The sequence below is a fragment of the Variovorax sp. 10N420 genome (assembly GCF_056394705.1).
In genome coordinates, this window is sequence record NZ_JBFTIJ010000013.1 from 73,768 (window position 1) to 87,903 (window position 14,136).

Genomic DNA, 14,136 nt, shown 5'->3' on the forward strand with positions numbered 1-14,136 from the left:
ATCGCGTTGGCACGAAACGTGATGCGGCAACGCCCATGATGCGAACCAACTCTGGCTTGGGTCAGCCGACTACGCGGGGCAACCCGCCATCATGCAGCGCGCTGGCCACCAGCCAGGCACCGGCACCGGCGTCGCTGGCTGCCTTCAGGTCGCTCTGGTTGCGGATGCCGCCGGCGCCGACGACGAAGGTCGTGGGAGATTTGCGACGCACGTCGGCCAACGTCTCCAGATCCGGACCCGCGCCTGCGCCGACGCGTTCGAGCGTCATCACGATCACGCGCCCAGGCCACAGCGCGGGTGCATCCCAGCAACCCGCGACATCCAGGTGCTGGCCGTCGCGGCGGTCCAGCGACAGCACGCCCTCCCCTCCATCGGCGAAGCAGCGCTCGAGTTCTTCGCGCGATGCCAGCGACTCGCTGCCGAAGACCGAAACGACCCGTTGGCTCGCGGCGCCGAGTTGGACCTTCATCGCGTCGGCCGCGCCTGCGCCGGCAAAGCCGGCATCGAGCCAAAGCTCGAGCCCCGGCATGGCTTGCAGAAGCGTGCGCAAGACTGCGGACTGGCTCGGGCCTCCCAGCAGGGCATCGAGATCAGCCACGTACAACTGGTGCGTAGCGCAGTGCTCGCACAAAATCTTCGCCACCGTGACCGGATCGCTGCTGCAGCACAGCCGCGACTCGATGGGTCGATACGACTGGCGGTTGCCGCGCACGGCACGCACCACTTGACCCTGCATGAGGTCGATGACGGGAATGAGGTTCATGTGGAGCGAGCCAAGAGGAGGAGACAGGTGGAGCGATGAAGCGGATCTTTGTCTATGAATACCTGAGCGGCGGCGGGGAGATGGCCTCCGGCAACCTGCTGGCGATGGGCCAGTCGATGCGCAACGCCATCATGGCCGACTTGCTTCGCCTTGGAAACCTCGATCTATCGGTCGCGACCTGCACGCTGGCGTCGCGCGTGCCGGAGCCGGCCCGGCCTGTGACGCCGCGCAACGGCGAACCGGCATTCGAGTTCGTCAGGCGCCAGGCCCATGCGCACGATCTCTCGTGGGTGGTCGCACCCGAAACCGATGGGCTTCTGGCGGGCTTGCGGCAATGCGTCGATGCGGAACGCTGGCTGGGCTGCGATGCCTCGGCGATCGAACTCGCGACGCGCAAGCGCATGACATTGACGACCCTGGCCGGATCCGGCATCGCCACGCCGTTGGCCTTCGAACACGAGCCCGAAGCCAGGCGCTGGGTGGTCAAGCCGGACGATGGCGCCGGGGCCGTCGAGACATGGCTCCACGACGATCAGGAAGCGGCGATGCAAGACTGGTCGATGCGCTCTCGCGCCGGCCGCGCGATGGCGATCGAGCCTTGGGTGGAGGGCATGCCGCTCAGCCTTTCGCTGCTGTGCGGCACGAAGGGATGCGAACTGCTGAGCATCAATCGCCAACACCTGGACGTCGACGCGCAGGGCCACCTGTCGTTTCTCGGCGTCGACGTGAATGCGGTGCCGCTCACCGATCCGCGCGGCGCGAGCTTGAGCGCCTTGTCCAGGCGCGTTCACCAGGCCGTTCCCGGTCTGCGCGGCTTCGTCGGCATCGACCTCGTGTGGCATCCACAGCGCGGCCCGGTGGTCATCGAGATCAATCCGCGCGTGACCAGCGCCTACGTCGGCCTTTCGCGCTCCGCGGGACGCAATCTCGCGGCCGAGGTGATCGCAATTCGGGAGGCGGAGCGGACCTCGCGATCGAAGGCGGCGCATGCCCATGGCTGAACGCATCGTGATCGGCTGGGACATCGGCGGCGCACACGCCAAGGCGTGCCTTCTGCAAGGCGGACAAGTGCTCGACGTGGCCCAATGGCCCTGCCCGCTATGGCTGGGCATGGACCGCCTCGATGCCGTGCTCCATTCGGCACGCCAGCGATGGAACGGCCTGGGAACGGCGCAGCACGGGGTGACCATGACCGGCGAGATGGTCGACCTGTTCGCAGACCGTGAAGATGGCGTGCGAAAGATCGCGGCGCAACTGTCGCATGCACTGGGGCCTGGTTCCGTTCACTTCTTCGCCGGCGACGTCGGCTGGTGCCGCCATGCCGATGTGCCGGACCTGTGGAACGCCATCGCCTCGGCCAACTGGCTCGCCACGGCGCGCCATGCCGCGCTGTACATCGGGACCGGCTTGCTGGTGGACATCGGCAGCACGACGACCGACCTGATCGCATTCAAGGATGGACGCATCCTCACCGGCAACCGCACCGACGCGCAGCGCCTCGCGAGTGGCGAACTGGTCTACCACGGCGTCGTGCGCACGCCGCTTTGCGCAGTGGCGCAGCGCATCGACTGGCGCGGCACGCCGCACAACGTGATGAACGAATTCTTCGCGACCAGCGCGGATGTGTACCGCCTGACCGGTGAACTGAAAGCGGCCCGCGATCTGTACCCCGGCGCCGACAACGCCGGCAAGGACCCGGATGCCACCCGGCAGCGGCTGGCCCGCATGATCGGGCTCGATCGGCGCGATGGCTCGACGGACGATTGGCTCGACTTTGCGCGGTCCTGGCGGGTGCTGCAGGTCGGCGTTCTAGGCAGCGAGATGCGGCGGGTGATCGGGGCACACGCGCTTCCGGACGGTGCGGTGATCGTCAGCGCCGGTTGCGGCGACTTCCTGGTGCCCGATGTGGTGGCGAGCGCAAGGGCTGGCACGCCCGGATCCCGATGCGTGCCTCATCATCTCGCGTACGGCCGCGATATTGCGCGCGCCTCCGCGAACGCTGACACCGACCGCGCTGCGGTACAGGAGTGGGCTCAGGTGTGCGCGCCGTGCGTCGCCGTCGCAACCCTCTTCGACATGGACCCCGCCGTATGTGGATCGTGAAGATCGGCGGAAGCCTGAACGCAAATCCGATGCTGCCGGTCTGGCTCGACCTGCTGGCCGAATGCGGCGGGGGACGCGTGATCGTCGTCTGTGGTGGCGGTGCCTTCGGCGACGAAGTCAGGCGCGCCCAGGCGCAGTGGCGCTTCAACGACCTCAGCGCGCACAACATGGCGATTCTCGCGATGGCGCAGACCGCCTACCTCATGCACGGCCTGAATCCCGCATTGCAGCTCACGCGAACCAAGTCGGACATCCACCGCGTGCTGCACAAGGGACAGACGGCGCTGTGGCTGCCGCTCGAACTGCAACGCAACCGGTCGACCGCCCAGACGAACTGGGAGTTCACGTCCGACAGCATCGCGCTCGATCTCGCGCATCGGTTGAATGCCGAGCGACTGGTGCTGGTGAAGGCGTGCGAGATCGACCCGAGGTTGAGCCTGGCCCAGTTGGGCGAGGCCGGCGTGGTCGATCGTTCCTTCGGGCCGCTGTCGGACGGCTCGGCCTTTCCGATCGACATCGTTCACTGCAACGAAGTGACGCGCGTACGTGCGTTGCTCCTTGGTCACGCCAGGTTCGACGATTGATGGGGCGTGCCGGCTTCGGCGCGCTCATGCCCGTGCATGAGCGCGACCAGTGACTGCAGGCGCCGAGGGTCGAGCGCCGAGCTTCGATCGCCCGCGCACACCGCCGTGCGAAAGCCTGCAAAGTCAGGCGCGAGCGTACGCAATAGCGGTTCGTGCATCGGGCGCAGCGCGCCGGCCAGGCCGACCATCGTCCCGGTCGCGCCCACGGCGGCAATGAAGCGGCGCAGATCCTCCATCGGCACCGCGTCGAAAAGGCTGCCGGCACTTTTGTCGAAGGTGTCGGCCATCACGCCCGGAAACCCCAACGCGCAGGCGTGCGCCACATCGGCCAGCTCCAGGCCCTTGTCCGCGATGAAGACCGGCACGATGGGCCAGGCACTGGCGGCAAGCGCGTCGAGCACCACGCGCGCTTGCGGCACGCGCTCGATGCCGACCTTCACATAGTCGACGCCGCACGCGCCGACGGCATCGACGCACGTCGCAATGCGGTGCGTCTCGTGCATCGCCACGTCGCCGATGGTGGCGCTGATCGCCAGGGCACTGTCATGCCGGCGCAGTGCGCCCACGATGTCGCGAATGGTGGCGATCGGCAGGCCGCCCAACGCACCATGGCCGGGCTCCTTCAGATCGATGAAGTCGACTTTTCCCTCGGCTGCCAGCAAGGCTTCTTCGACACTGCGAACACTCACGAGCAATTTCATGACGATGGTCCCTGGGTGGCATCGGCGCCCTCGGCGGCTTTGGCGGCTTTGGCGGCCTTGGCGCGATGCCGTTGCACTGCGTCGACGAGCCACCCCCAGGCTTCACGCTCCTGGGACCCGGCCGTCTTGTCGATGGCGATCTGCAGATAGGCCATCTCGCTGTCCACCTTCTGTGGCGGCAGCATGTGCAGCCGGCTCACCAGCACCGCACCCTCGATGACGGCCGCCTGCGCGCGGTTGAAGCCGGCGAAACTCGAATGCACGACCTCGTGAACCCGCATCATGTGCAGCGCCGGGCGCTGTACGTCATCGATGCGTTCGGCGAGGCTCAATTCCACGTGGCTCAAGGCGCTGTCCAGGCGCACACCGGCGATCTTCTCGGCCGGCTGGGTCGGCCAATCTCTACGGCCGGTCACGCAGCCGGCGAAGACGCGCGTGTCAGTCACGATGTTGAGCACCGCACAACCCGTCGCGGCGATGTTGTCATAGGTGGTCGATGGCTTGAAGGGCATCAGCACGACGCGCTCGCCGCGATAGCGCACGCCCATCGGGGCAACGTGCGGCTTGCCGTCGGGCGCGACGGTGGTCACGACGGTTTCGAAGATCACGTCGTTCATTTGGAGGGCTCTTCCGTGGCGCACCCCCAGTCCAGTGGCTGGTCCTGGACGTAGCGCTTTCCGAGCTTGTGGGCGATCTCGGCGTGCGCCAGTTCCACGCCCATGTAGAAGGCGTGCGCTGCATCGGCTTCGAGCCCGAGATGCGGCCAGAACTCGAAGGCGCCCTGCCCCCGGCGCAATCCGTCGCGGTTGTAGACATGCAGGCCGCTCGCCGATACCTGCACCCGGAAGTTCGGATCTCGCACCTGTGCGGCGGTGGCCGCGATCTCTTCGGGCGTATCGAGAAAGGGACGCTTGGCATGCACCGTCATCAGCGCATCGCTCAGGCCCTTGGGCAGCGTGGCGTGCTGCCGCGCGGCGTGCATGATGCGGCGCGCCCAGTCGGCCTCCTTCACTGCGCGACGGGCGTGGTTGCTGACTTGCGTGGTCAATACCGCGGCCACGTCGAGTTCGGCGCAGATTCCGAACAGCAACGCGTTGATGCCGCTGGTGTCTGCTTCCGTCAGTTCGGTCAGGTTGCCTACGCCCATCATGATCGGCGCCGTGGGAAATCGCTCGCGCAGGCGGTGATAGCGCACGATCGATTTCGTCAAGCCGAACGGGATCGGGTCGAGGATCGAATCGGCGAGAAACACCCTGCCGCGCCGCTGCATGGCTTCGACCGCTTGGTGCAGCGAGGCCTCGTCGCTGGGGTCGCGAGGGATCAGGATTGGAGTGGACGCGACTTCGTCGGCGACCCACAAAGTGTCCAGCGTCAGGCTGAGAAGGTAGTCGGCGCCCGCGCGGCCACCGCGCAGCAGTTCATCGGTGTCGACGGAATCGACGCTCACCTGGAAGCCCACCTCCTTCAGCGCCTGGACGGATTCCTCGAGATGATCGAACGGCGTCTCCGGCAGGCAGCCCAGGTCGATGACGTTGGCGCCATCGGTCCTCAGGCGCCCGGCACGCGCGACGATCTCCGGCACGCTCAGGCGCGGCGCGTCGACGATCTCGGCAAAGATCGCGACCTCGTATGCGTCCACCGTGATCGCATTGGCGGCACGATCAAAAAACCGCGGCAGGTCCTTCACCTCCTCGGGTCCCCGCTGCACCGGAATGCCGAAATGGCGGGACAGCGCATCCATGTCGCCGCGACAGCGCCCCGGGACGACGATGCGGTCGACACCCTCGGGCAGCGGCACCCGACGGCGGATCATGTCGGCCGTCATCAGCCCCGCAACCTGCAAGCCAAGGTCTCGCACTTCCCAAGTGAACGGGGCCGCCTCGATGCCGGCCAGAACCCGCTCCAGACTCGGCTGCGCGAGGTGCCCGGTCAGGAAGAGGATGTGTTCCATGAGCGAGAGATTTCCTTGAGTCGAACATCGAGTGCGGCTTCGAGCTCCGTCGGCGAGGTGACGACCCGACAGAAGTCGATCCCGCGCAGGTGCTCCACGTTGTCCAGTTCGATCCGCCTGGGCCGCACCGTGACCCAATCGTGCGGCGAACGGGTCACGACCACCGGTTCGGTATCGCATGCAAACACGATGCCCGGTATGCCGCGCTTGCCGGCCTGCGCGAACATGTTGGTCGGCAGCGAATCGCTGATGCCGCAGGCGCACTTGGCCACCGTGTTGCTGGTCGCCGGAGCAACGACGACGGTGTGATAGATGTCCTCGTACAGCATGCCCACGGGCACGCCGCTGGCCGTCTTGTCACGAAAGATCCGAAACCGCGACTTCAGATCGTCGAGGTGCATCCGGTAGATCTCCAGGACTTCCTCGCCTGCAGCCGAGAGAAACAGGTCGACGTTCGGCAGTCGCGCGGCCAGCGCCATCGCTTCGTTGAGAAAGTGGCCGGAGCCGGTCACGCACCAGGCGAAGCGCGAACGCGGCTCGCCATCGTCGGCCGACACCGGGTCGTCGGACTCGTCAGGATTCATGCTCGGGATGGGAAACCTCGATCTGGAGCTTGTGGATCTTGCGGTAGAGCGTATTGCGGCTGACATCCAGCGCCTTGGCTACGTTGCTCACATTCCAGCGGTACTGCTCGAGCATCTGCAGCAGCAATTGCCGCTCGTTGGCCTGGATCAGGTTGAGCTTGGCGCTGCCGGGCGCGTTGTCGACGTGCCCGTCGCGCGCCGAGCCCGGCGCGGCCGCCGATGTCGCGGCCGACAGAGACACAGACATGTCAGCCCGCTCGGCGCTCGTTCCAGGCATCGGCTCACTGTCACGCGTCGATTGGAGGTTGACCGCCATCGCCGGAAGGTGGACGCGGGTGATCGGCCTTCCATCGGCCAGGGCCGCAGCGGTGCGCAGGACATGCTTCAACTGACGGATGTTGCCGGGCCAGGGGTGCGCCATGAGCAGCCGCTCGGCCTCGGGGCTCAGCGATACGTCGGGCCCCCCTTCGGCAGCGAGCAGCGCGCGAATGAGTTCGAGCTTGTCGCTGCGCTCGCGCAACGGGGGCATTTGCACCTCGACGCCGGCGAGCCGGTAGTACAGGTCTTCCCGAAACCGGCCTTCTCGCACCATGGACGGCAGATGGCGATGGCTGGCGCTGATCAGCTGGAAGTCGACCGCATGGCTTTCTTCGGTGCCCAGCGGCGTGACGCGACGCTCATCGAGCACGCGCAGGAGGCGCGATTGCAGTTCGAGCGGCATGTCCGCGATTTCATCCAGGAACAGCGTGCCGCCGTGCGCCTGCAGGACCTTGCCGCGCCGTCCTGAGCGCTGTGCACCGGTGAACGCACCGGCGCAGTAGCCGAAGAGCTCGGACTCGATAAGCGCCTCCGGCAGGCTCGCGCAATTGATCGCCACGAAGGGCCCTCCCGCGCGCGGGCTGCCGTCATGCAGCGCGTGCGCCAGCACCTCCTTGCCCGAACCGGTTTCGCCGCACACCAGCACCGGCGTGCCGCGGGCAATCACCCGCCGCCCGATGGCCAGCTGCTCCGCGAGCCGAGGGTCTTCGAAGGTGCAAGCGGGCGTCGCGGTGCGCTGCACGTCGCTCGGCCGCGCCTTGGCGCGCGCAATGTGTGCCACGGCGAAGTCGACCGATGACGGCGCCAACGAGCCTGCGACTGCGTCCGCGACTGCGGCCGGGCGTCGCGCCACCGCGAAGAAACGCAACGCCGCGTCGGTTCCGTAGGTCACGACCGGGTGAAACGATGACAAGGCGCTGCGCTGCAGCATGTCGGCCAGCGAGGTCTGGAACAGGTCTTCGATGCGTCGCGAACGGATCTGGTCCATCGACTGCAGGCCGAGCTGGAACATCGCGCTGCGATTGGCGGCAAGAATGCGCCCGTCGTCGTCCACCGCGAGCTTGCCCTCGTGCAGTGTGTAGACGAATTCCGGCCGGCTGTGGAAATGCAGCGGATGCGCGTCGCGGAACTCGCGATCGATCAGGCGGTTCTCGATCATCCGTGCCGTCATGGACAACAGGACCAGCAGGTGCTGCTGCATCAGGCTGGAGCGGCTCGTGACGTCGAGCGCGGCGACGATGTTGCCCATGGGATCGAACACCGGCACCGCCGAACATGTGAGCTGCGTGAACTGCGTGTAGAAGTGGTCGTCGCGGCACACGGTCACCGGACCGGCCGCAGCCAGGCAAGTCCCCATCCCGTTGGTGCCTGCCTCGGTTTCGCTCCAGACGCCACCGGCACGCAAACCCAGCGGCCCGACTTCGGCAGCGAATTCGGGCGACGCCACCATGTGCAGGATCACCCCGTCGGTGTCGGTCAGCAACACTGCGATTTCGCCATCCGCCAACTGCTGGTAGAGGGTGGTCATCTCGTAGCGCGCGCACTCGATCACCGTTGCATGGCGCGTGCGCCGCTCCTGGAGCGGCACGCGGCCGATCACGTTCGGGTCGTGCGGCTTGTCGGGCCGGAGGTGGTACTGGTCCAGACAGCGGATCCATGAGCGCATCACCACGTCCGTGGTCTGGTCCGGGAAGCCGCCGCGCACGACGCCCAGCACACGATCCGCATGAGGATCGGCCGGCTTCGCGCTCTTTCGAAGAGTCAGCGCCATCGATGTCTCCGTGTGCAACCGACGCGCCGAATGCGCTGCCTGGGACGCACTGTATGTATGGCCCGCATTTTGCAACTTGAGTTCACAGTGCGCAAAGATACTTTTGCAACCGTGCGAACCCACCACGCGAAGGAGCACGATGACCGCCGAGCATCATCCAGCGACTTCCACGGCCAGGGTTTCGCCGAACCCACTGCCGGATTCGAGTGCGATGGACGTGATCTTCATCGAAGGCTTTGTCGGTGACACGGTCATCGGCATCCACGAGACCGAGTTGCACCGCGCGCAGCCGGTGGTGATCGACGTTCATGCGGGACTGGCCCGTGCGCGCGCCTGCGACACCGACCACATCGCGGACACCATCGACTACGCGGCCGTCTGCGCGCGACTGCGGCGCCTGCTGGCCGCGCACGAGTTCAAGTTGCTGGAAGCCTTTGCCGAGGCGATCGCCGACGTCGTGATCCACGAGTTCGGCGCAATCTGGGTCCGCGTCAAGGTAGTCAAGCCCAACAAGTTCAGCGACGTGTCCTCCGTCGGCGTGCAGATCGAGCGCCGCCCGCCGCCACCCGAAGACCACCCGTCCCGCGCAGGCGCAGGCGCGGTACTGCGTCTGATCGGCTCCGGCATGGTGCCTAAATAGCGCACCGACAAATCGCGAGCAACCAGCCCCTTCCAGAAACACCGCGGAACCGGCTCAGCCGGGCCGCCGGTGTTGCCCCCTGCAAGGGGGTGGAGAGCGACACGCAGTGCGCGAGCCTGGGGGTGTGTCAGGCATGCGCCGCGAACGGGTGGGCTGCACTGCCCTTCTTGCTCACCACTTCGGCAGCCGAGGGAGAACCGGCGACAGCGCGCTGGATCGCTTCCTTCGTGGCCTGGTAGTTGTAGTCCTGGATCTTCGTGTCGTCATCGGCCAGCCAGTGAATGAAGACGCCAACGCAGACGAACACATTGTCGGCTTCGGCCTGAGGAATGGTGCCGTCCTCGACACAGTCGGCCACGGCCATGGCGACGGCTCGCTGAGCTGGCCCAAACATCTGCACGGCCTGTTTGGCGCCCTTGATCGTGACCTTGTTGAAGAGCACGGTTGCGGGCTTGGTCAGCAGATTGGGTGCAACGACGGCCATCAGGCAGGTGAAACCGTCCTTCTGATTGGTCAGGGCATTCGCGTACGCTGTTTCGGCAGGGCTGCCACGGGGCCCGATGATCAGATCGATGTGGGCTACTTCGTTGCCCTCACCGACGAGTGACTCGCCGACCATCATGCGATCAATTTTTGCCATGGTTGTTAGTCTCCTGGATTGCGTTCCGGGCCAAAGGGACGCCGGCCTGCCGGCCGGCGCAATTCATCGGATATCACGTTCCGTGCCACCCGGGTCATGGGGAGGCTGTCACGCCCGCAATCAGCAACGCCGCGACCGTCAGATCAGCCGTGGTTCCGGGGTTGATCCCGTCTGCCTTGAGCGAGGCGTCCCAGGCTGCGAATTCGGGATCGGCGTCAAGCCCGCCTTCGCGGCAGGCGCGCAGCCGCCACCCCTGCGCCGCAGTCATGACAATGTGTGCCACGGCCTCGCCATGAATTCGAACAATGTGTGAATCCGCAACCCTGCCGAGCAGCGCCAGGTAGAGCCGTTGGACCGAAGCCACGGTCGCGGCATCGGGCGCGTCGTTCACCCAAGTCGCGTTCAGCGAGAACCCGCTTCCGAGCGTCGGCAACGCCAGATCGAACAACATGCCGTAGCCGTCGCGGTACTGGCGCGCGATGCTGTCCCGGTGCGCCGCAAGCGCCATGGCCGCGCGCAAGCCGACACTCGGCGCATCCCTGACGTCTTCATCAGGCGCAGTGCCGAGGCCGCCTGGGCTGGCTCGTGCGATAGCGCGGAAGGCGGCCTGTGCGTCGGACAGGTCGAGCGCGCCCAGCACCGATTCGATGGCCTCGCGCAAGGCGGCGGGTTCCGTGGCGTCAGGCCGCAGGTCGACAGCCCGCGCAATCGGCGCGCAGAGCAGCAGGATGCCCAGGTTGGTGTTGCACCCGGCGACCGCCCATGTCGCATCCACCGCGGCCTCGATACGCTCGCCGACCGATGCCCCGGGCTCGAACAACGGTGCGGCTGCGGCCTGTGCACTGGCAATGAAGCACTCGGCCGTCATGCGGTGCCCGGCCGATGCGCGGCTGACGTTGCCCGGCTTGCGCACGGCCACGTCCAACTCGCAGGCGCGCAGGAAGCACTCTCTGGCGCGGTCCGTCGCGCTCTGGCGTGTATCCGTGGCGATCGTGTTCATGCCTGGCGCGGCATCGCCGAGCGCGAGCCGGCCCGCGCACTCGCGAGCTTGCGGTCGAGCAAGTCATCGACGATGACGCGTGCGATGTCGAAGCGGGTCACGCGCTGCAGGCCCTGCCAGGCAGCGACGCCGTTCACTTCGATCACCTGAATGCCACGTTTCGACGGCATCAGGTCCACGCCGGCATAGTCCATGCCCAGCGCCAGCGCAGCGCCTTCGGACAGTTCAGCGAGCTCGGGCGTCAGGCCGGCCGGTTCGCAGCGCGCGCCTTGCGCAACGTTGTGAATCCAGTGACTGCTCACCCGCCGCATTGCGGTGACCGCCCTGCCCCCGACCACCAGCACCCGCCAATCGAAGCCTGGCGTCGTTTGCGGCGGAACGAAGCGCTGCAGATAGGCGAGCGATCCGTAGAGGGTGTCGATGCCCGGCAACGCACGATGGGCGCCACCCACCTGCCCCACCAACTGCAAGCCCTTGCCCTGCGAACCGAACAGGGGCTTGAGCACCAGCGCATGGCCGGCCGCGCCTTCGCGGATGGCGATGCGCTGCGCGTGAGCGAATGATTCTGTCGCCCATGTCGGTGGCGAGGCGATGCGCGCGGCGTGAAGCAGCAAGCTGGTCATCGACTTGTCGACGCTGCGTTCGATTGCCCGGGCATCGTTGTAGACGGGTACGCCGAGTTCACGCAGTGCATGCAGCACGCCGAGGCGCTTGGTGACCTGCTCGAAGGTGCCGCTCGCGATGCCGCGCACCAGCGCCGCGTCAGGCAGATCGCGGCCGAAGCCCGGCACGACCAAGCCATGCCAGGCGGCAGTGGTGTCGATCCGGCAATCCGCCAGATCGACGCAGCGACCGACGCAGCCTCGCGCACGCAACGCCGCCTGGAGCCGGCGCGTGTGCCAGCCGGTCTCGTCGGTCATGATGGCCACCGTGAGGCCGGTGACGCTGTTCATCACGCTTCCTGCCGCCACAGGCCGAGCAGCAAGGGCATGTCGAGGCCGCCGGCATGCCAGGTGTGCCCGCTGTCGATGTTGCTGACCCACACTTCGGCCGGTGCGAACAATGCGCCGTCGATCTTGTAGAAGTCGTATTCGGCCGCCTTGAAGATGTCGGCGAACGAACGACCATGGTCGCTCGAATTGCGCGACGGCAACAGCCTGGCAAGCTCGCGCGCGGCTGCATCGTCGCCGCGCACGGTGAGATGCACGCGCCCTCCGTAGAGGATCGCATCGTTGGTCCGTCCCATGGCTTCCACCCCATCGGGGCTGGGGGCCGGCAATGGCGCGGCGCCCGCGCCGCCCACGACGTTGCCGAGGTCAAAGCCCAACTGGTGCGTCTTGTGCAGCGCGACCTCCAGTACGCGCGTCACCACCTGGGTGGTGCCGGCAAGGCTGGTCGTCGGCGTGAGGATCAGCGTCAGCCTCTCTGCGCTCAAGTGGCAGTCGCGCAGCAGCTTGTCGATGATGACCTTCGGCGGCGTCCGATCGACTTCCATCACGAGCACGCCCGCATCCGCATGATCCTGGTAGCCGAGTTCACTGAAAAGCGTTTCCTTGACCGCCAGGGCGCGCGCCGGGCCGGAACCGAGCGAGAAGAACTTCCTGCCTCCCGTTTCTTCCTTGCTGGCCGCGAGGCTCCAGCCGGCGTACTGGCTGCCCAGGCAGGCCAACAGCGGTTGCGCGCTGTGCACCTCGACCCATGTGGGCCAGCCTTCCAGGCCATCAGGGCGCAAGCTGATGTGGCCGAGGCCGCCCATGCAGATCTCACCCACCAGCAGGCCCGCTGCGACGCTGCCGCCTACGGCGATGCCTGCATCGACGATGAAGGGGCCACCTTCGTCGCGGCTCACCCTCACGCCGAGCGCATCGGCATCGGCGAGCAAGCGCTCGACCAGCGGCCGGGCGAGCGCGTTCACGCTGAGCGTGCATGCCGCCAGGGGTGCTGCCGCGGTCGCGGCGGTCATGCGCAAGCCTCCAGGGATCGATGCACCGCATCGCGGCCGCGCTGCAGCAACTCGCGCACGTGCGCCGCGTCGGTGCCGCTGGCACTCACGCTGCACAGGGGATCGCCGGCTTCGAAGCTCGTTGCGCCGAGCGGAAGATCGTGGCAGCAGAGGCGTGCGGCGAGGCGCCGCGTGGCAGGCTCGTCCAGCCAAAGCCGACGCGGTGCGAAGACGACCTCGGTGCCGCGAATGAGACCGTGCGTCTGCATGCGAGCTTCCGGCAACTCGCCCTGCACGCAGGCACGCACGTGCGCCGCCACCATGCCGGGGCCGTAGAGCGCCATGCTGGCCGGCGGACGGGGGTTGACTTCGAGCACCTCGACGGCCTCACCATCGAGCATGAAATCCAGGCTGCCCAGACCGCGCAGTGAGAAGGCGGGCACCAGCGCACGCAGTGCGGCCGTGACGCAGTCCGCGGCGCCGGCAGGCAAGGACACTGGTCCCACCGCGCCGCAATACACGAAAGGCCGTCCCGCCAGCGGCCGCACGATTAGCTGGTTGAAGCCGAGCACCGAGGCATCGCTGCCGTTGGCCACGAATGTCATCGACATGGGCCTGCCTGCGATCTCGCGCTGGAAGTACTGATGGGCGCCCAGGACGTCGGACGATGCCGCCCGGCGAATGTGCCAGCCGCCGCAGCCATGCGCATCCTTGACCAGCCAGCCGGCTGCGTCATCGGGCGCGGTCGACCGTACCGGCGGATGCGCGATCCCTCGCGCATCGAGGAGGCCGAAGAAGGCCCGTGGGTCGCGCAAGCGCCGCATCGCGTCTGCACGCGTTCCGATCAGTGGCAACAGCGCCGCGCCGCTTTCCAGCAAGTCGGGCCGGCCCTCGAAGCCGGAGCCCGCGATCCAGCCGGCCACGCGAGCACGCTGCGCAAGCGCTTCCAGCGTGGACAGCAGCCGTGCGCCGTCGATGCTCAAGCTCGCCGGATCTCCGATCGAATGCCACTCGGCGCAGGCTCGACGGGTGTCCGCGTCGCCGAACAGATCCAGCGCCACCACCTCGAAGCCGTCATCGACGGCTGCTTCGGCCAACATGCGCACAGAAATGGAGACCACGGCAAACGCTGTCATGTC

15 protein-coding genes are annotated in these 14,136 nt (G+C 67.0%); 4 read left to right on the plus strand and 11 right to left on the minus strand.

The annotated features are described in order from the left end of the window. Positions 1 to 61: 61 nt before the first annotated feature. On the minus strand, positions 62 to 763 hold the full coding sequence (locus AC1DEK_RS25490; protein ID WP_478128095.1) for a HisA/HisF-related TIM barrel protein: 702 nt from the start codon (positions 761 to 763) through the stop codon (positions 62 to 64). Positions 764 to 798: 35 nt separating this feature from the next. Here AC1DEK_RS25490 and AC1DEK_RS25495 point away from each other — a divergent pair, with 35 nt between their 5' ends. From AC1DEK_RS25495 to AC1DEK_RS25505, 3 genes are read left to right on the plus strand one after another with little or no spacing between them, the layout of a single operon-like run. Next, the gene (locus tag AC1DEK_RS25495; RefSeq protein WP_478128096.1) at positions 799 to 1,764 is read left to right on the plus strand and encodes an ATP-grasp domain-containing protein; all 966 of its coding nucleotides are present in this window, start codon (positions 799 to 801) and stop codon (positions 1,762 to 1,764) included. Next, positions 1,757 to 2,866 carry a hydantoinase/oxoprolinase family protein gene (locus tag AC1DEK_RS25500; protein ID WP_478128097.1) on the plus strand — a complete coding sequence of 370 codons (1,110 nt, stop codon included), beginning with the start codon at positions 1,757 to 1,759 and terminating at the stop codon, positions 2,864 to 2,866. The genes AC1DEK_RS25495 and AC1DEK_RS25500 overlap by 8 nt, the downstream gene beginning before the upstream one ends. Next, complete coding sequence (locus tag AC1DEK_RS25505; RefSeq protein WP_478128098.1) at positions 2,854 to 3,450, plus strand: amino acid kinase family protein; 597 nt, start codon at positions 2,854 to 2,856, stop codon at positions 3,448 to 3,450. Before AC1DEK_RS25500 ends, AC1DEK_RS25505 begins: the two co-directional genes overlap by 13 nt. Here AC1DEK_RS25505 and AC1DEK_RS25510 read toward each other — a convergent pair. From AC1DEK_RS25510 to AC1DEK_RS25530, 5 genes are read right to left on the minus strand one after another with little or no spacing between them, the layout of a single operon-like run. Continuing rightward, a complete protein-coding gene (locus AC1DEK_RS25510) occupies positions 3,429 to 4,151 on the minus strand; it encodes a (5-formylfuran-3-yl)methyl phosphate synthase (protein ID WP_478128099.1) in 723 nt (240 codons plus the stop codon). The genes AC1DEK_RS25505 and AC1DEK_RS25510 overlap by 22 nt on opposite strands. Next, positions 4,148 to 4,768, minus strand: a complete 621-nt coding sequence (locus tag AC1DEK_RS25515) for a DUF447 domain-containing protein (RefSeq protein WP_478128100.1) — start codon at positions 4,766 to 4,768, stop codon at positions 4,148 to 4,150. The genes AC1DEK_RS25510 and AC1DEK_RS25515 overlap by 4 nt, the downstream gene beginning before the upstream one ends. Beyond that, entirely contained in the window at positions 4,765 to 6,102 is a 1,338-nt protein-coding gene (locus tag AC1DEK_RS25520; RefSeq protein ID WP_478128101.1) for a DUF6513 domain-containing protein, read from the minus strand. The genes AC1DEK_RS25515 and AC1DEK_RS25520 overlap by 4 nt, the downstream gene beginning before the upstream one ends. Beyond that, positions 6,081 to 6,686: a flavoprotein gene (locus AC1DEK_RS25525; RefSeq protein WP_478128102.1), complete on the minus strand. Its 606-nt coding sequence runs from the start codon at positions 6,684 to 6,686 to the stop codon at positions 6,081 to 6,083. Before AC1DEK_RS25525 ends, AC1DEK_RS25520 begins: the two co-directional genes overlap by 22 nt. Next, entirely contained in the window at positions 6,676 to 8,775 is a 2,100-nt protein-coding gene (locus tag AC1DEK_RS25530) for a sigma-54-dependent Fis family transcriptional regulator (protein ID WP_478128103.1), read from the minus strand. The genes AC1DEK_RS25525 and AC1DEK_RS25530 overlap by 11 nt, the downstream gene beginning before the upstream one ends. A gap of 139 nt (positions 8,776 to 8,914) precedes the next feature. On the opposite strand from AC1DEK_RS25530, the gene AC1DEK_RS25535 reads away from it, so the two are divergent. Continuing rightward, complete coding sequence (locus tag AC1DEK_RS25535; protein ID WP_478128104.1) at positions 8,915 to 9,415, plus strand: dihydroneopterin aldolase; 501 nt, start codon at positions 8,915 to 8,917, stop codon at positions 9,413 to 9,415. Between the two features lie 127 nt (positions 9,416 to 9,542). Here the strand turns inward: AC1DEK_RS25535 and fae are convergent, their stop codons facing one another. The 5 genes from fae to AC1DEK_RS25560 all read right to left on the minus strand — a co-directional run bounded on the left by fae (position 9,543) and on the right by AC1DEK_RS25560 (position 14,133). After that, the gene (gene fae, locus AC1DEK_RS25540; protein WP_478128105.1) at positions 9,543 to 10,055 is read right to left on the minus strand and encodes a formaldehyde-activating enzyme; all 513 of its coding nucleotides are present in this window, start codon (positions 10,053 to 10,055) and stop codon (positions 9,543 to 9,545) included. A 94-nt stretch (positions 10,056 to 10,149) separates the two neighbouring features. Continuing rightward, positions 10,150 to 11,055, minus strand: coding sequence for a triphosphoribosyl-dephospho-CoA synthase (locus AC1DEK_RS25545; RefSeq protein ID WP_478128106.1), 906 nt, complete (start codon positions 11,053 to 11,055; stop codon positions 10,150 to 10,152). After that, complete coding sequence (locus AC1DEK_RS25550; protein WP_478128107.1) at positions 11,052 to 12,008, minus strand: ATP-grasp domain-containing protein; 957 nt, start codon at positions 12,006 to 12,008, stop codon at positions 11,052 to 11,054. The genes AC1DEK_RS25545 and AC1DEK_RS25550 overlap by 4 nt, the downstream gene beginning before the upstream one ends. Further along, positions 12,008 to 13,018, minus strand: coding sequence for a methenyltetrahydromethanopterin cyclohydrolase (mch, locus tag AC1DEK_RS25555; RefSeq protein WP_478128108.1), 1,011 nt, complete (start codon positions 13,016 to 13,018; stop codon positions 12,008 to 12,010). Before mch ends, AC1DEK_RS25550 begins: the two co-directional genes overlap by 1 nt. Then, positions 13,015 to 14,133, minus strand: coding sequence for an ATP-grasp domain-containing protein (locus tag AC1DEK_RS25560; RefSeq protein ID WP_478128109.1), 1,119 nt, complete (start codon positions 14,131 to 14,133; stop codon positions 13,015 to 13,017). The genes mch and AC1DEK_RS25560 overlap by 4 nt, the downstream gene beginning before the upstream one ends. Between the last annotated feature and the right edge of the window lie 3 nt (positions 14,134 to 14,136).